The following is a 17962-nucleotide window of genomic DNA, read 5'->3' on the forward strand; positions in this document are numbered from 1 at the left end:
TTATGCTTGGCCAGATTATGGATCGTCCGCTGCTGATTTCCGGTTTGCTGGAGCATGCCGAACAAACCCACCCCGGCAGCGAAATCGTCAGCCGTCGCTGTGAAGGCGATATTCACCGTTACACCATGCGCGATGCCGCACAGCGTGCACGTAAAGTTGCGAATTTATTAGCCCGTATGGGGATTCAGCAAGGTGACCGTGTTGCTACGCTGGCGTGGAATGGTTACCGCCATTTTGAACTGTATTTTGGTGTGTCGGGCTCAGGTGCCGTGCTGCATACAATCAACCCGCGGTTATTCGCCGAGCAGCTGTCATTTATTATTAATCATGCCGAAGACCGCTGGATTTTTGTTGATTTAACCTTTGTGCCACTGCTGGAAAGTATTAAAGACCAGATTACCGGCGTCGAAGGTTTTGTCGTGCTCTGTGATGAAGACAAAATGCCACAGACAGCACTGCCTAATGCACAGTGTTATGAAACTTTGCTGGCCAAAGAATCGGATGTATTTACCTGGCCGGAGTTTGATGAGCGCAGTGCTGCGAGTATGTGTTACACCTCCGGCACCACCGGTAATCCGAAAGGTGTTGTGTACAGCCACCGTTCAACGGTTATTCATGCTATGGCATCCATCGGTGAAGAAGCGCTGGGTCTGGCTTCCACATCCTGCTTCCTGCCGGTTGTTCCAATGTTCCACGTTAATGCCTGGGGTACTCCGTATTCTGCTGCAATTACCGGTGCCAAACAGGTATTCCCGGGACCAGGTATGGATGGCGCATCCCTGTGGGAACTGATCGATGCAGAAAAACCGGATTTATTACTCGGCGTACCAACCGTGTGGCTGATGCTGCTGAATCATATGGACAGCATCGGTAAAAAACTCGAATCGGTTAAAAACGTTGTCGTTGGTGGTTCTGCGGCACCGCTGTCCATGATCCGTGCGTTCCAGGAAAAACACGATGCCTTCCTGATTCACGCCTGGGGCATGACCGAGATGAGCCCGATTGGTACCGTCAATGCGCATAACAACCATATGGAAAAACTGCCGCTGGAAGAGCGCTATCTGCTGCAGGCCAAACAGGGCCGTCCTGTGTATGGCGTGGAGATGAAAATTGTTAACGACCAGAACGAAGAGCTGCCACGCGATGGTGAAACTTTCGGTCGCCTGCTGGTGCGTGGTCCGTGGATTATCAGTGGTTATTATAAAAATGATGACCGCAGTAATTTCGTTGATGGCTGGTTTGATACCGGTGATGTGGCAACCATCAGTCCGGATAATTACCTCACTATTGTTGACCGCTCCAAAGACGTTATTAAATCCGGCGGTGAATGGATCAGCTCGATCGATCTGGAAAACGCCGCCGTGGGTCATCCGGAACTGGTTGAATGCTGTGTGATCGGCGCCCGTCATCCTAAGTGGGATGAACGTCCGTTACTGCTGGCCATTCGTAAAGAGGGCAGCAACCTGACAGAACAGGATGTGATGGATTACCTCAGCGATAAAATTGCCAAATGGTGGATGCCGGATGCCATTATTTTCGTTGAATCCCTGCCGCATACTGCGACCGGCAAATTACTGAAAGTGGATCTGCGCAAAGAGTATGAAAATCATCTTCTGGCAACGGCAGATGTCTGATTCAGGCCCTGGCAGAACAATAAAAAACCCCGCATAGCGGGGTTTTTTATTGTCTGCCGAACGGTCAAAGAATCAGGATACCGCGTCAAATACCTTACTGAAGCTGGATTGCTCATTAATATCAATCGGCAACTGCAGTTTGCGTGAGATATCGCTGGCTGAAAAAATCCCGCGGATCTGATGCATCTGCTCATCCACCACCAGACAGTGCTGCTGGTGATTATCCTTCAGGAAGTTAACAACATCACTGATGCTGGCACGGTTAACCTCATCAATATTCAGCGCCAGTAAATCTTTTTTGCGGATCATCAGGTCGGTAACCTGAATATCTTCACGGCTGTGATGCAGTTGAGCGGCTTTGGCCATAATGTTCTGTTCCGATAACTCCCGTGAACTGATAACACCAACAAAGTGCTCATTCTCATCCACTACCAGCTTCATGCGCACATGGGTTTTAATCATCGTGTTGCGGGCTTCAATCGCTGATACGGTGGAATCAATTACCAGAGGTTCAATGGTATAAAAATCGGTAAAGAACTGCATGGCACGGCTTTCCAGTGTGTAGCGTGGGGACTGTTCCGGATATACCAGTTCATCCACACTGACAACCGGATAAAGAGTGAGTTTAGGCATAGTAATCTCCTGATCATTCAAGGGCAGCAAACGTGCAAAAAATCTGAAAGGTTAAATTGCTATCAGGCTGTTGGTGGGGCACGTATGGGGGATAAAGGCAGGTAGTAAACATTGAATGACTGCCAGACCGGAGTCCGGCTGTAACCATCAGGGATAAATAATGCAGGTGAACCAGTGTGGGTCAGTTGTGGATCATCGCCGTGGCTGCTATCGGTGATGCTTTGCTGGCCGGCGCTGTCGATGTCCAGTAATGAATCCGGTGAACTGTTGCCGGCTGTTGCAGATACCCCGGCCAGCGGGCTGGAATCCGGACTGAGCAACAGTAAACAACAGAGCAACGTACGCAACATCTGGGAGCCGTCTCCGGTACCTGACTGAGAGGATACTTTCAGTCTAGTTCGTATGATCCGTGCCGGCCACGTGGGTTCCGTTAACTTATGTTATGAAATTGATGCCAGGCTTTTGTTTACGCAGGAATAATCCATGCTGCGGCGCAGACGTAGTACTATGCCCGCGTTCGGTCCTGTCATTTGTGAGTGATTTTTATGAGCCGTCAACACACATTATTTGATCGCTTCAGCGGCGCTCTGGAGAAGGGCAGGCTTGACTGGATTGGTCTGCGTCCTGCGCGGCGAGCGGCACTGCTGAGTGTGGCGCAGACCTATGCTATTGCGGATCTCGGCCTTGAAGGCGACCGCCGTTGTCAGGGAACGCCGGGGTCGGCACGACAGGTAACACTGATTAATGCAGAGCATCTGGATGTTGTGGCAAAACTGCTTAAACGTGAGAGCATTGATCCGGCATTGCTACGGCGTAATCTGATGGTCAGTGGTATTAACCTGCAGGCCTTACGTTACCAGCAGTTCCGTATTGGTGATGCCATATTTCAGGCAACGGCATTGTGCCACCCCTGTTCGCGCATGGATGAAGTGCTTGGCCCCGGTGGTCATGCGGCGATGCTCGGGCACGGCGGTTTGTGCGCCAGAATATTACGTGCCGGAAAAATTCAGGTTGGTGATGAAGTGATCTGTCTGAGCGCGGACGAACAGCTGCCCGATTAACGTCCTCCTGTTCATCATCCTGTAACGGCTATACTGCCTGATATTTATTATCCGTGATTAAGAGCTTCAGCAGATCGTTGGCTGCGCGGCAATGTTGCGCGTCTGTCTCCTGAAAGAATGAGGAACATACTTGAATAACCATAAACCGCCGTTTGTTATGGCGTTCATCTTTTCTCTGCTGCTGTGTCTGTCGCAGACAGCGGCGGCGCTAACGGTAACAGACAATGATCAGGAAATTCTGCTTGATCAGCACAGCCGTTACCTGATTGATGAGGGAGCACAGGCCGGATTAGATGACATTCTGGCCCGTGCTGGTGGGTTTTCTGCCGTCAGTGACCGCCGTCAGCTGAATTTTGGTTATACCCATGATGCATATTGGCTGCATATTGAAATACAGCCACAGCTGCAGGAATCACAGGCGTGGATTCTGGAATTTGAGTATGCCTATCTTGACGACGTTACCCTGTACATTGTCCGTGCAGATGGCCGCGAAACACTGCGTGCCGGGCGTTATATTCCTGTTGATCAATGGCCGTTAGCCGGGCGTAAACCTGCTTTCCCGCTGCAGTTGAATCCGGGCGAAAAAACCGAACTTTATATACGCATTGTTAACCATGCGGGAATGGCACTTAATACCCGTTTATTATCAGCCCGTGAATATTCTCTGCATAATACCCAGACGGTCATTATTCTGGCGCTGTATTTTGGCATGCTGATCGCACTGGGTTGTTATAATTTTTTACTGTTTCTGGCGCTGCGTCAGAAAACCTTTATTTTATATTCGGCTTTTGTCTTTACCTTTGGCTTTGCCGCTTCCGGCATGAATGGCATAGGGTCGTTAATTTTCTGGCCGGATATGGCGCTGACAGGCTTGGCTGACCGCATTGTTCCGACCGGCTTCAGCGTGGCAACGGCACTGGCAATGATGTTTGCCCGCAGTTTTTTGCAGATGCAGACGCTGGCTCCGCGCTGGCATCGTTTTCTCGGTATGGCCATTCCGCTGTGGTGGGCCGGGGCGGCACTGACACTGATCAGCAGTGTTCAGCATGCCTTACAGATCATGTCGGTGATGGGCATTATGACAACCGTTACATTGCTGGTCACCGGAGGCGCGGCGGTGCGGCGTAAAATACCGGCGGCACGTATTTTTGTCACGGCCTGGGCATTATTGCTGATTGGCACGGCATTGTTATCGGTGCGCAACGCTGGCCTGATTCCGTCTAATTTTTTTACCGTGTATGGCATGCAGTTAGGTTCAGCAGCAGAAATGTTGCTGCTGTCGTTTGCACTTGCCGCACGTTTTAACGATTTAAAACGGCAAAAGGAAAAAGCTCAGCAGGCCTTGCTGGACACATTGCGGGAGCAGGAACGGATACTGGAAAGCCGGGTGTCGGAACGTACCGCTGAACTGGAAAAAGCCAAAAACCAGCTGGAGCGTCAGGCAACCGAAGATGCTTTAACCGGATTAAATAACCGTCATGGTCTGCGGCGTATTTTTGCGCAGATAAAAAAATACGCCCCTGATAATGAAAGTGCCGCGGTGATGCTGATTGATCTGGATGACTTCAAACCGGTAAATGATCGCTATGGGCATGGGGCTGGCGATGAGTTACTACAGGAAATTGCCCGTCGTCTTCGGGCTTCGATCAGCGAAAATGATGCAGCCGGGCGTTTAGGTGGTGATGAGTTTGTCGTTATTCTGCGCGATGTGAAAAGTTCGCAGGTGGTGTATGAACATGCCAACCGGATACTGTTATCCGTCAGTGAACCTTTTCAGCTGAATAATGGTAAGACCGTTGCTGTCAGTGCCTGTATCGGCATTTGTCTGCGGCGCTTATCCGGCGAAACGATGAGCACACTGCTGCGTTGCGCGGATGAAGCTATGTATCAGGTTAAGCGTGGTGGTAAGCACGGTATCGCGCTGGACTATGATGGTGAACCTCATATTGGTCAGTTACCGGGTATTCTCTAGCAGGTAGTTTAATTAGTGTTAACAGTCGCCTTTAAAGCGGGCAGTGGCTTATTAAAAATAAACCACCGCCATGGAAAGATGCTCAGTGCGTGCTTTCCAGTGCACCGTTACGCCAGGGTTCAATCACCACTTTGATATGCGGGTTAGGCTGCAGTAATTGCTGGAATGCCTGCGCCACACCATCCATCCCAACCTTACCGGTCAGCAGCTTTTGCCAGGGCACTTTGCCTTCGGCAATAGTGTTCAGGCATTCGCTGAATTCTTCCGGCTGGTAATAATACGAGAAGCGCATATCCAGTTCTTTGACTGTGGCGTAGGCATAATTAATCGCCGACACCGCAGTATGCACGCCGGTAATAACCAGCGTGGCATTGGCCGGTGCGCGCTGCACAAAACCATCAATTAATGTGTGCAGGCCAACGCACTCAAAAATAACCAGACGCTGACCGGCGGCAATTTCTGCAGCCAGAGCCACTTCATCCTGCTGTGCCGGATTGGCGCTGGCGGTAGCGCCAAATTCCTGGGCGATCTGCAGTTTGTCCTGCTGTAAATCGGCGGCAACAATATTTTTAATGCCACGTAATTTCAGCGCCGAAATAACCGCCAGACCAATAGGCCCGCAACCGACCACCAAAGCAGTATCTTCTGCGCCGATATTGCTGCGGTTAACCGAGTGCAAACCAACGGCAAGCGGTTCAGCCAGTGCCGCGGCTTCGGCCGGTACGTTATCGGGCACTGGGAGAAGCAGAGCTTCGTCGAGAATAAAATATTCAGAATAAGCACCGCTTAACCCCGGTGTTACACCAACACCGGCACCGTTCTGGCTGAGCAGAATCGGCACCGAGGTAACCCGGCTGCCAATGGGCAGATTCTTTTCCGTTGCCGGGCCGTAGCTAACGATTTCGGCACAGAATTCGTGGCCGAGTAACAGCGGGGTATGATTATCCAGACTGTCCGGCATCACACCGAGCTTGCGGTAAAAATCAAACACCTCACCGGTGTGGCGGGTAATATGCAGATCGGAACCACAGATTCCACAGGCCAGACTGCGCACCAGTACCTGCCCGGCCTGCGGCTCGGGCAAAGGCATCTGCTGCACACTCAGCGCACCGTCCTGCATTACAACAGCATTCATGGTTGCCATAGTGTTGTTCCTGCTCAGTCGTTGCTGAAACCGGCAATCGCACCGGGTTTGATATAGCGTGGGGTTACACCCTGTGCTTTGGCGGCGGCAATAATCATCTGCTCGATCCAGCCGGCATCCATGATGTTCATGAAATTACCGTCGGCATCGAAATTAATATTGGCGCCGGAAATTACCATAAAGCCATCAGCACCACCGGATTCTTCCGGGCAATGGAAGGTATGAATCGAACCACCCGGCTCATATAAATAGCTGCCGGCGGTCTGTGGCTGATCGGGATATTCCAGATAATTCCAGCGGCCGCTCAATGTATAAAAATGCACTACGCCGGTATGAAAATGCTTAGGCAGGGTGACGCCGGCTTTGAATATTGCGCGGATAACCCAGGTTCCGTTTTCCGGATCGAGAAACAGCGGATACACATCAACGCCGGGCAGGGCATCTTTAATTAAATTTTCTTCGTTGGTGTTCAGGGTCAGTAAAAAATCCTGATGCTGGATAACGTCGGGTAATGCCATGGTTAGTACCTCACGGTTTTATGTTTATTGTTGGTTATGGGCGTTAATTCCGGATTCTGTTTATTGTTTAAGCAGGATCCAGCAGGGGGTATTTAAAGTTTTCGAAACCATCGGACGCGCTGATGGTGCAGCCGTTAATGCAGTTGGCTTCGTCGCTGGCGAGGAAGGCCACGACGTTGGCGATTTCAGCCGGTTGGGTAAATGTCTGACGCATCTGCTCTTTGCGGATATGGTCCCACAGGCCCAGTGCTTCGTACTGGCGCAGCATCGGCGTATCCACCCGGCCCGGTGCCACCGCACAGACACGGATACCCAGGCCCGCAAGCTCCAGCGCTGCGCATTTGGTCATCATATCGACCGCAGCCTTGCTGACGTTGTAGGCAAAGGTCATTTCGGAGGCGATGCTGGCGTAGACCGATGAAGTATTAATAATTACGCCATCGCTGCCCTGTGCCTGAAACTGACGGGCGGCGGCCAGAATGCCGTAATACACACCGTGCTGATTGACCCGCGTAACCGGGTCAAAATCGGTTTTCGGATCATGCTGCAGCAGAGGTTTGGCGAGGCCGATACCGGCGTTATTAATCACAATGTGCAGGCGGCCGAACTGCTCGGCGGCATGGCGCACCATCTTTTCAACCTGAGCGTAGTCGGTAACATCAACCGCCAGCGTACGTACGCGGTCGGTATTCAGATTTTTAAAAACCTCAAGGGCTTCGGCCGACAGATCCACAGCCAGAACCCGTGCACCTTCTTCCAGTAACTTGCTGACAATGGCCTGGCCAATGCCACCTGCGGCGCCGGTGACTACCGCGGTTTTACCTGTTAAGCGCATACGTTTTACCTTGCTTGTTATTGTTGTTAAGCACCAATGTAGGTGGTTAATTGCACAGGTTCTTGACCTTTTACGAGCTTAAGTTGATATATTGCGAGTATTGAAGGTGGAATAGCGGAAGGTCTGAGGATGTATCTGGTACGCAGTGGTGCAGCCGCCCAGTTCGAGCAACTGGTGCTGGAATACGGACAAAACCCGATAGAACTGATGCAGCAGGCGGGCCTGCGTCAGGCGCAGTTCCGCGATCCGAATACCTATATCGCCTATCCGCGCCTGGCCGGATTACTGGAAATAGCCGCCCAGCGCTGTGCTCAGCCGCTGTTTGGCGTTGTGCTGGCCCAGCGGCAGACGCTGCATGTGCTCGGCGACCTGCCGATGCTGGTATCGCGCGAGGCGACGGTGGCCGAAGCATTGGCGCGGGTGAATCAGAATCTGTATCTGCATGCGGCGGGCGTAGCGCTGGAAGTGCAGCCGCAGGGCGAGCAGGTGCGGCTGGCGCTGTCGATCAATGTGCAGTCCCCTCATGGTATGCAGCAACTGATGCAGCTGAGCGTGGCGCAGCTGGCGATGTTTGTCTGCAGCCTGCTCAATATCAGCAGCACCGCCCTGACGCTGCACCTGCGTCAGCCTGCTCCGGCCGGGCAGGGCACAGATGCACGCAGCAGTACACTGCCAGCGCTGCGTTTTGCCGAATCTTTCGACGGTGTGGTGCTGAAAAGCAGCCAGCTGGCGAGCCGCAATCATCAGGATGAAGAAGCACTGAACCGCCATCTGCAGGAGCATCTGCACTATCTGCAAAGCCGTTATCCCGGCAATCTGGCCGATCAGGCACGGGACATCATTGGCCGCCTGCTGCCCACCGGCGAATGCTGTATCGAACGGGTAGCGACGGCGCTGGGCATGCATGAACGCACACTGCAAAGCCGGCTGCAGCAGAATGGTGAGAGTTACCGTGGCTTATTACAGCAGGTGCGCCAGAGTCTGGCCGAGCAGCAACTGCGTTACGGCGCCCAGACCATCACCGAACTGGCGCTGCAGCTGGGCTATGCCGAGGTGGCGGTATTCAGCCGGCATTTCCGCCGCTGGACGGGAATATCGCCACGGGCGTGGCAGAAGCAGCATCGGCCTTAGGGCTGGTGCCAAATAGCGTGTCGGGAGAGGAGCCTGGTTTTAAACGTATTTAAATACTGCCGGATCGTGCCCGGCTGTTTAAATTGGAGCGTTGGACACCTCGTCAGTTTGACGTTGGTGTCCGTTAAAACGGGGGAAGATCACCGTCGCTTTGACGTGCTTTTTATACGAGCCGATTACTTAAAGTATTCAACACTCGACACCCATGAAATTTTTTCATTCTCTTCGATAAGAGGAAAAAACACTTCATCGCAACCCCAAGATGGTTCATTGACAGTTTGAAAACAGCTTTCATAATCCGAATTCATTGGCTTATCAAATAGCTTTGAACCGTATTGTGCCTCTAACAATATATGCACAGCCGCAATAGCATTTATTGCTGCCCCTAGCGTAGCGCAATGGAAGTTTCCTCCACGGTCATGCTTTGCGCTATTGTACGCGGAGTACCAACTTAGAGATTGAGATGGATTTTTTACACTCCATACTTCAAATGGTGAAAAGCTCCCCATAGACGGGTGCATTTTTAACTCAACTCTATATTCATTTAGCTTGAGAATAGGAAGAACCTTTACATAATCATTCGTACTGAAACGGCCCGACTGATACCCATTATCCTTCAAGATCTGTAAAAGTAAGTACTCAACTTCAGTACATGCAATCGTTAATAGTTCTCTGATTTTGTGCCCATATGCTTTTTCATTGATTTTGTCTGGCTCAATAACATTAAATATTTCATTCATTGAATCGGTAAGGTTATTGAATGACCTAACCTCATCAATTGTTGAGTGGTCTCTTCTAGAGAAGTCATATAATTTTGGACTATTTCTATTTATTCTTTTACAGTACTTCCCTGCTGGATATGCACTTTTTTTAAATCAACTATGTTTGGATTTATTTGGCTTCGGGTATGCCAGACAAAATAGCTTATGCCTTTGCTTAAAGGATCAGAAAGAGTTGTTTCAGGCATATTGTCGGCATTGGGCCCCGTACTATACTTTTCCCAGTCACTCCAACTAAATGATTCATTAACAGGCCAAAAACTCTGTTCCAAGTAAATACGACAAATATCGTCCTCTTTTTGAAAAAAGCCCGTAGTACCACAAGAAGTTTTGAAAACGTAACTATCCATTTGTGACCTTCGTATAACAGTTTGTTAGTGCGCTGCGCATTAACTCCGGGATAATCATTCGAGAATCCCCGCATAACTCATTTCTCAGGCTGAGAAATTTCCCACAAGTAAAAAATCTCATCCAGAAAAGCACGCACGCCGGTTGATTCGCTTTTCTGCGCCTGTAAACCTGTCACCCCGATGTTCAGTTCGCTGACTTTTAACGGGTTTTTCTTCCTCAGGTCTGGCAATACGCGCACACACAAATGCAAAATGTGCCGGATTTCGTATGAGCTGGAAAATCTGCGCTTTGTGTGCTCAGTACCTCTTTACATCTGAGGGTTCAGGCCGCAGCGCTCGCCGTTCGCCTTCACCCCAGCCTTCACAGGCCCCGATAGGCAGCTTGTATTAATAACAGAAAAATCAGTATTTCTGACTAGGTATAAAGTACTGGTTTCGGGTGGGAGGCGGGGGAGGGCTAGGGATCAGGGGTTAGAAATCGGGGGCCATAGGTCGTGGGCTAGGGGTCGTGGAATAGAGGGTAGAGATTGCAGCTCAGCAATCCTGCGGCCGATCAATATCAGCGGCACCGGCCTGACGCGGCACCCGCGCCAGTCCGCTCCGTGCGGACACGGCACTGATGAGCGCAGCAGGCTTACCGGCGGTCAGGAAACCCCTGATCGCCACTTTTTCTGCTTCTGATTATTCCGTATGCCCTTCCAGCAGAGCGTTCATCGGCTTTGCACACAAACGGGCTTGTAGACAAAGTAACGGCCGTACCGATCTTAAATTTCCCCTGTCTCTGAATTGTCATAATTATTAGTTAGCGTGCTGCTTCCGCTCTGAGACGTAGCCCATGACAGACGCGAAACACTCCAGACAGCATCGACAAATCAGCGGAGAACTGATGGCTAATCGCTCGGATTTACGGGCTTTTATCCGTAAATCCGTAGATCAGGAAGCGGATGTCGATGATATTTTTCAGATGACACTGGTACGGGTTATTGAGCGCAGTCGCCTGTCAGAAATTGAGCAGCCGCTCAGATATGCCTACCGGGTAGCGCGTAATCTCCTGATTGATATGGCCCGTGGACGGCGAACAGAGATTGTACCGCTGGATGAAGATCTGGTGTGTGAGCGCACCGATCTGGAGCTGCAACTTGATCGCCAGCGCCGTATGGAGCTTTATCAGAAAACCCTGCAGAGTATGCCAGCCCTGCGCCGTGACGTGTTTGTACGTTATCGTTTGAAAGGTGAATCCAAGGCCAGTATTGGCAACGCTCTCGGGCTGTCTTCTGCCAGCGTTGATAAGCACATTACCCGCGCGCTCAGCACCCTGAAGCAGGCGGTTCAGGATTTACAAAAATAAATTGTCCTTTTTTCCCGATTATTTCGTCATTGTTTTAATAACGCTGATTTATGAATCCGAATGAGCAGATCTGAGACCCAACACATTGCTGCCAACGACGCCCGGCATAACCCGGCGGATCTGCCTGATGATATTTTTCCGGATGAGCTGGAGCAGGCTATCTGGCAGGACCCTGCGCTGACCGAGGCATTAAAAAACGTAGCGGAACAGCCGGCCGCGGTGCGGCAGATTCTTTGGCGGCCCGTTATGGCGGCCTGCTTCGTGCTGCTGGTCAGTGGCGCATTGTTTTTTCGGCAGCCATCCGATACTGCGCCGGTTATCAGTCAGCTGTTGTCGTATCAAAGTAAAGTTGCTGAGCGGCAGATGGTCAATCTGCAGGATGGCAGTGAAATATTACTCAATGCCGATACCCAGTTGTCAGTATCCTTCAGCGCTAAGCAACGCAGCATTTCGCTGAAAAAGGGTGAAGCCTATTTTGATGTACAGAAAGATCCCCAGCGCCCCTTTGTTATTGGTACCCAGTGGGGTGATATTCAGGTTGTCGGGACTGAATTTAATGTCGACCAGACGGCCCAGGGGGTGGAGGTCAGCGTTTATGAAGGCCAGGTTCAGGTTACCTCACTGCATGGTGACACCACCATGCTGCAGGTCGGGGAAATGGCACGCTTAACGGCTGACAATATCGAAGTGTCGGTATTTCAGCCGGAAAACCAGGGGGCCGACTGGATGTCTGGGCAGCTGATTGTTCAGGGGCATTCCATTCAATATGTCGTAGATCAGTTGAACCGCTACAGTGAACAGCCTATCTACCTGGCACCGGATGTACGGGATGTGAAGATCAGTGGAGCATTTGAAGTAGAAAAAATAGAGCAGTCATTGAATTTACTCACTGAAATATCAGGTCTGCAATTAAGTCAGATTCAGGGTGTTTATTATTTATCGCCAATCCAATGAAACAATGGATTAACAGTAAGGGAATATACTGCGTTGTGATTGGCTGACGATGCCGATATGAAAAAAATTCTCAGTCTGATCATCTTCCTACTGTCTGCTTTTTCTGCCCTGTGTCAGGCATCCGGCGATATTACACTCAATGTACAGTTCTCTGCAGGCCCTCTGCAGCATAGTTTGCCAGAGATATCCCGCCGTTATGGCGTCAGTATTGTTGCCCGCAGTGAACTGCTGCAGACACTGAGTCACGGAAATATCCGGGGGGATTATTCTTTAACGCAATTGCTGACTGAAATTCTGCAAAACACGGGTCTCAGATACCGGGAAGTTTCCCAGGGCTATGTAATCGAGGCCATTCCTGAGGGTGATACAGCTCCGGATAATGTTGAGCAGCTGTTGGTGTTAGGTCAGCGCTTTAATCCGGCCAGCCCTTATGCACAGGGTAGTTTATATGCAGCACTGAATTATCGTTTAACGGAAGAGCAGGCCCGGCCAGAGTCTGTTTCAGTATTATCGGCCGCTGGACTGCAGGCTCTGCCATACGAAAATCTGGCTGAATCTCTGCAGTATCTGCCGGGCGTTATGCTGAACAGCGAACGGGGGGAGGGGCTGAGTCTCAGCGTGCGCGGTCTGGGGCCGCAATATCAGCGCATTTTGTTAAATGGTCATGTTATGGCTATTAACGAAAACGTGCGCAATAGCGGTCAGGGAGGGCGACAATTCCGGTTTGACGTTCTTCCGGCAGAGAATGTTGCCCAGGTCGAGGTTCTTAAATCGGCCTCCGGGCCAGGAGCCATTGGCAGTGATATAAGTATTACCGGTTATCGCCCGCTGTCTGTTTCAGAATTACCGCATTATTTCCGTACCGAGTGGGAGTACCAGCCGCTGGCAGAAAGAAGTTATCCGACTATTTCGGCAATGACCGGCTGGCGTAATCATGACGAGACAGTCGGCATTTTATTCGGACTGCAATATCGCGAGCGCTATCATTATCAGGATCAGTACCAGACCTGGAACTGGGATCTGAATAAAAACGCCTGGAATAACTCACAGCTTGACGATGACTTGCTGGTTCCCAGCAACCGGTTCGCCTTAACCAATGAGCAGGAGCAGAGACGACGCCGCAGCTTCAGTACGTCCGGACAATGGCGTCTGGAAAACCAGAACATTATTTCTTTCGACTACTTTTTATCCGATCTATCGATAGATTTTAATGAGGAACGTTTACAGGCAAGGCTGGATGCAGAGGATGCTGTGTTTTCAGATCCCGGGTTTTCCGGTAATGCACTGGTTGGCGGGTTCGCCCGGAATGTTTATCTGCAAAGCAGTCTGGACACATCAAGACAATTACACCGTAACCAGTTATGGATGACAGACTACGAATGGCAGCATGGGGCCTGGGAAGGCAGTGTCAGTCTGGCGGTTTCCTCCGCCCATAGTGGAACGGATAAACCGATCAGCCGAACGGTTATCAATTCGGTGCCGACCGATCTTAATTTTTCAGCACCGTCTGATAAACGGATACTGCGATTTCTGCCTGGTTTTGATCCTCTTCAGGCAGAAAATTTTGTGGCGCTGGATCTGCTGACCCGGCGTGATATTCAGTTGCAGCACGATGTGCAGTCGTTACAGCTGGACTGGCGAAAAAATCTGACTGTTGCGGGGCTGAGCAGCTGGAAGTCTGGCTTTTCTCAGGTACAACAACAGCGCCGCTACCGCCGTCAGGATGTTGCATTAAGCCGTACTGAACAGGTGCTGCTGGTACCCTCATTGGATATGAGCCGTAATCAGGCACAGCCTTTTCTTTCTGCGGTAAATCATCAGAGTGTAAAACATTGGCTGGTTCCGAATTCGCGCTTACAGCAGCGTTTTGATTCTGCTTTGACATTTCCTGTCGCCACAGAAGCTGACCGGAAAAACAGCTATGACAGCGGAGAAAATCTGCTGCAGTGGTATAACCAGATTGATTTTGAAATCGGCGAACACCTGACAGGTAATGCTGCTATTCGCCACAGCCGGTTGACACTATCATCCTCAGGCTATGAGGCAGACAGTGCATCCGCCGTCAGTTATCAGCGCAACTACCATTATTGGCTGCCATCTCTGAACATCCTTTATCAGGCCGGGCCGTTTTGGCAATGGCGTGCTCATCTTAGTCATTCAGTCAGCATGCCTAATTATCAGGACCTGACTCCGGGAGTCAGCTTAAACTCTACCGAGGGGGTCTTTCTGGCCAGTGCCGGAAATCCCCGGTTAAAACCCATGCCGGTTGATCAGGCGGAACTTTCAGTAAGCTTCCGGCCGGAGGAGGGCGTGCGCTATCAGTACAGCTTTTTCGTAAAAAACTTACAGGACTATATTGTCAGTGAATCACAGCCTCAGCTGATTAACGGTGAAAACTACCGGGTTACACTCCCTGTGAATAATGGCAAAGCAAGTATTCTCGGGCATGAGGTCAGTTACGATATAGGTTTTCCAGACTGGGGGATTCAGACTACGGCGACTGTTGTACACAGTGATGTTGCCCACGGCGATGAGCATTATCCTATGGTTCAGGTATCGCCTGTGTCATTAGCCGGCCAGTTTTATTGGCAGCTCGGCAATACACGCATGCAATGGGGTGTGAGCTATCGATCCGATTATCTTCTGGAAAAGGGGGCAGAAGGCGTTGCCGATGTTTACGTTGAAGGCGATATGCGTCTACAGGCTCAGCTGAGCTGGATTCTCAACAGAGAAGCAACTCTGTCTCTTACTGGTACCAATTTACTTGGCTCGGAAGATATTTCATACATTCGTTCTTCGGGCAAAAAAATCTACCACTCACTGGAATACAGTGCACCGCGTTTTCTGCTTGTTCTGAATGTCAATTTTTAATTTTTAAAAAAATAATGTCCTATTTTTAATCGGGCACCGTCTATTTGAAAAGACACAGCTGATCTTGATGCATGCAGGCTGTAGACATTCAATAATCGAGGTGAAAAAACTGATGAAGAAATATGGATTAGCTGCGGCTATTGCTGCAATCAGTGTGAGTTCTGTAACCCATGCTGACGAAAAAAATCCGGCAGTGGATGAGAACATCACGGAAGAAGTTGTCGCTTATGGCAGTTACGCCGACAGCCTTGACCGGGCAATGGATATTAAACGCCAGTCAGCTACGGTGATGGATGCCATTAATGCAGAAGATATTGGCAAGTTTCCGGCTGAAAACGTTGCGGAAGCAATGCAGATGCTGCCGGGTATTCAGGTGGCGAGAAGCCGTGGCGAAGGATTGTCGGTCAGTGTGCGTGGTCTGGGACCGCAGTTTCAGGTAACACAGCTGAACGGACGTAATCTGGCAGTAAACGAAAACGTTGAAAACAGTGGTCAGGATGGTCGTCAATTCCGCTATGACACGTTGCCATCTGAACTGATTTCCGGGCTTGAGGTTATTAAATCTCCGGAAGCACGTCTGGATGAAGGAGCGATTGGCGGTATTGTAAATATTAAAACATTCCGCCCTTTAGCCCTGGAAAATACAGGTGCGGTATCGGCTAAGTTAACTCAATCCGATCTGGCAGACAGTACCGATCCAAAGCTTTCAGGCTTATATCGCTGGACTAATACTGATAATACGTTGGGTATTCTCTTTTCCGGCGCCTATTCTGAGCGGGAAATTCGTCAGGACCGGTCAATGAACTGGAACTGGATTCGTGGTCAGCTGGATTCAGCTGACGCGGCACAGGATTTCAGTGAAGTCTTTGGTAATGGTCGTCATCGTCCAACACTGGAGCGACAAAACAAAGAGCGGATGTCGTTAGGGTCTGCATTGCAGTGGAAAAGCAGTGAACAGCATGAGATGAACGTCGATCTTCTCTGGTCGGATCTGGATGTTGAATTCGACGAAATCGGTATGGATATTGAGCTGGGTGGACCGGTAAGTAACGCTACATTGATAGGGGACAGTCTGGTCGCGGGCACGGCAGAGAATACCAACCTGCAGTTGTCACGGGAATCGTCGACATCTAATCACCAGTCGCTGTCTTTTGCGATGAATAACAGCTGGACCCTGGATAACTGGGTTATCTCTGCCGATATCAGCCGTTCTGATGCTCACAGTGAAACGGATGAACCGATTCGCCGGACTCGTCTCCGACTGGATGATGTAGCAGTAGATTTTGATTTTTCCGGTGGTCATAAAAAACCACCAAAGTTTAACTTTCCGGTCGATATCTCTGATGCTCAGCAATTTCCTGGTCGCAGGATTGAGTACAGAACCATTGAGGTAGACGATAGCGATAATTCACTGAAGCTGGATTTTGAATATCTGACCTCAGGTGTATTATCCAGTGTTCAGTTTGGTGTTGCTAAACGTGATCGTGAACGCGATTACAAACGCCGTGACATTCGTGTTACCGATGGTCTGAATGGCATAGTGTTCGATGACAGCTACTTTGAATCATTTCCGGTTAATGATTTTGGTAAAGGGATTTCCAGTAATTACCTTGATAACTGGGCGGTTCCTGACGGTGATAAATTCCATAATGAGTTTTTTGGCAGTGATTTGTTGAGTCAGCCACTGACAAATGATGACAAGAGAAACTCCTATAAAGTTGTGGAAAATATAACCTCGGTCTATGTTCAGGGTAACTTTGAATATGATCTTGGTGTTCCGGTTTTTGGTAACTTAGGTTTTCGGCATGTTCGTACTGAGCAGAATCCATCAGGAACCAGCATTGTCAATAACCAGCCGGTATCTGTTGATGTTACGCAGAAATACAACAAAACCCTGCCAAGTCTTAACCTGAACTTTGATCTTAATGATGAGTGGTTGATGCGCTTTTCGGCGGCAAAAGTTATGAGCCGGCCATCCTTGCCTGACCTGCGCCCGGGTATATCTTTCAGCACCGATGCTCCGACTGCCAGTGGTGGTAACCCGCGTCTGAAGCCATATGAAGCTATGCAGTATGATATTTCTGCAGAATATTACTTCTCTGATTCAGGGTATGCCTCGGTCACTGGTTTTTATAAAGATATAAGCACCTTTATTACCGGTCAGTCCCAGATAGTTAATGTTAACGGAACTGACGTTACGGTGAGTGCTCCGGCGAATACCGGCGAAGGTGAAATTAAAGGGGTTGAGCTTGCCTATCAGCAGGTTATGGATTTTCTGCCAGCACCGTTTGATGGTTTAGGTGTTCAGGCAAACTACACCTATGTAAAAAGTGAAGTTGAGGTGGCTGAAGATGGAGAACTGGTATCTCAGCCGGTTACCGGGTTGTCTGAAAACAGCTATAACTTAGTCGCATTTTACGAGAAGAACGGATTCAGTGCCCGCGTTGGTTATAACTGGCGTGATGATTATCTCGCCAATAATGGTGTAGGTGATGTGGCAGATGATTATATCGATGAATTCGGAACGCTCGATATGAATGTTTCTTACGAAATTGTTGCAGATACCCGGATTTCATTCGAAGCCGTGAATATCACCGATGAAAGTATTTACGGTTATCACGAAAGCAAATCCCGTCCTGGTTCGATTGATCATTATGGATCACGTTATTCCCTGGGTGTAAGCACCAAGTTCTGATTATTAGAGATAAAGACAGGCTCTGTTATCTGAGTTA

General features: G+C 49.9%; 15 protein-coding genes. 8 read left to right on the forward strand and 7 right to left on the reverse strand.

What is annotated here, in order from left to right; genetic code table 11:
• Positions 1–2: 2 nt before the first annotated feature.
• A complete protein-coding gene (locus tag HUF18_RS16835) occupies positions 3–1634 on the forward strand; it encodes a long-chain-fatty-acid--CoA ligase (RefSeq protein WP_145466459.1) in 1632 nt (543 codons plus the stop codon).
• Between the two features lie 72 nt (positions 1635–1706).
• Here HUF18_RS16835 and HUF18_RS16840 read toward each other — a convergent pair whose 3' ends face one another.
• Together HUF18_RS16840 and HUF18_RS16845 are read right to left on the reverse strand one after the other, a co-directional pair.
• Positions 1707–2267, reverse strand: coding sequence for a CBS domain-containing protein (locus tag HUF18_RS16840; RefSeq protein WP_145466458.1), 561 nt, complete (start codon positions 2265–2267; stop codon positions 1707–1709).
• A 62-nt stretch (positions 2268–2329) separates the two neighbouring features.
• Positions 2330–2617 carry a hypothetical protein gene (locus HUF18_RS16845; protein WP_225693018.1) on the reverse strand — a complete coding sequence of 96 codons (288 nt, stop codon included), beginning with the start codon at positions 2615–2617 and terminating at the stop codon, positions 2330–2332.
• 195 nt (positions 2618–2812) lie between these two features.
• Here HUF18_RS16845 and HUF18_RS16850 point away from each other — a divergent pair, with 195 nt between their 5' ends.
• Together HUF18_RS16850 and HUF18_RS16855 are read left to right on the forward strand one after the other, a co-directional pair.
• Positions 2813–3328, forward strand: a complete 516-nt coding sequence (locus tag HUF18_RS16850) for an MOSC domain-containing protein (protein ID WP_225693019.1) — start codon at positions 2813–2815, stop codon at positions 3326–3328.
• A 130-nt stretch (positions 3329–3458) separates the two neighbouring features.
• Entirely contained in the window at positions 3459–5300 is a 1842-nt protein-coding gene (locus HUF18_RS16855) for a diguanylate cyclase (RefSeq protein WP_225693020.1), read from the forward strand.
• Positions 5301–5382: 82 nt separating this feature from the next.
• Here the strand turns inward: HUF18_RS16855 and HUF18_RS16860 are convergent, their stop codons facing one another.
• From HUF18_RS16860 to HUF18_RS16870, 3 genes are all read right to left on the reverse strand, one after another.
• Positions 5383–6444, reverse strand: coding sequence for a zinc-binding dehydrogenase (locus HUF18_RS16860; RefSeq protein ID WP_225693021.1), 1062 nt, complete (start codon positions 6442–6444; stop codon positions 5383–5385).
• 14 nt (positions 6445–6458) lie between these two features.
• The gene (locus HUF18_RS16865) at positions 6459–6962 is read right to left on the reverse strand and encodes a 2,4'-dihydroxyacetophenone dioxygenase family protein (RefSeq protein ID WP_145466454.1); all 504 of its coding nucleotides are present in this window, start codon (positions 6960–6962) and stop codon (positions 6459–6461) included.
• Between the two features lie 67 nt (positions 6963–7029).
• Positions 7030–7797 (reverse strand): SDR family NAD(P)-dependent oxidoreductase, encoded by a 768-nt coding sequence (locus HUF18_RS16870; RefSeq protein ID WP_225693022.1) that lies wholly within the window; start codon positions 7795–7797, stop codon positions 7030–7032.
• A 129-nt stretch (positions 7798–7926) separates the two neighbouring features.
• Here HUF18_RS16870 and HUF18_RS16875 point away from each other — a divergent pair, with 129 nt between their 5' ends.
• Entirely contained in the window at positions 7927–8928 is a 1002-nt protein-coding gene (locus HUF18_RS16875) for a helix-turn-helix transcriptional regulator (RefSeq protein ID WP_225693023.1), read from the forward strand.
• A gap of 176 nt (positions 8929–9104) precedes the next feature.
• On the opposite strand, the gene HUF18_RS16880 is transcribed toward HUF18_RS16875, so the two are convergent.
• Together HUF18_RS16880 and HUF18_RS16885 are read right to left on the reverse strand one after the other, a co-directional pair.
• The gene (locus HUF18_RS16880) at positions 9105–9668 is read right to left on the reverse strand and encodes a hypothetical protein (protein ID WP_225693024.1); all 564 of its coding nucleotides are present in this window, start codon (positions 9666–9668) and stop codon (positions 9105–9107) included.
• Positions 9669–9757: 89 nt separating this feature from the next.
• The gene (locus tag HUF18_RS16885; RefSeq protein WP_225693025.1) at positions 9758–10057 is read right to left on the reverse strand and encodes a hypothetical protein; all 300 of its coding nucleotides are present in this window, start codon (positions 10055–10057) and stop codon (positions 9758–9760) included.
• A gap of 886 nt (positions 10058–10943) precedes the next feature.
• Here HUF18_RS16885 and HUF18_RS16890 point away from each other — a divergent pair.
• The 4 genes from HUF18_RS16890 to HUF18_RS16905 all read left to right on the forward strand — a co-directional run bounded on the left by HUF18_RS16890 (position 10944) and on the right by HUF18_RS16905 (position 17925).
• Positions 10944–11405 (forward strand): RNA polymerase sigma factor, encoded by a 462-nt coding sequence (locus tag HUF18_RS16890; protein WP_225693026.1) that lies wholly within the window; start codon positions 10944–10946, stop codon positions 11403–11405.
• Between the two features lie 60 nt (positions 11406–11465).
• Entirely contained in the window at positions 11466–12359 is an 894-nt protein-coding gene (locus tag HUF18_RS16895; protein WP_225693027.1) for a FecR family protein, read from the forward strand.
• A gap of 57 nt (positions 12360–12416) precedes the next feature.
• Positions 12417–15230, forward strand: coding sequence for a TonB-dependent receptor (locus HUF18_RS16900; RefSeq protein WP_225693028.1), 2814 nt, complete (start codon positions 12417–12419; stop codon positions 15228–15230).
• 112 nt (positions 15231–15342) lie between these two features.
• Positions 15343–17925 (forward strand): TonB-dependent receptor, encoded by a 2583-nt coding sequence (locus HUF18_RS16905; protein WP_225693029.1) that lies wholly within the window; start codon positions 15343–15345, stop codon positions 17923–17925.
• The last annotated feature ends 37 nt before the right edge of the window (positions 17926–17962 follow it).

Source organism: Thalassolituus sp. ST750PaO-4 (assembly GCF_020320405.1).
GTDB classification, from domain to species: Bacteria; Pseudomonadota; Gammaproteobacteria; order Pseudomonadales; family Oceanobacteraceae; genus Venatoribacter; species Venatoribacter alkanivorans.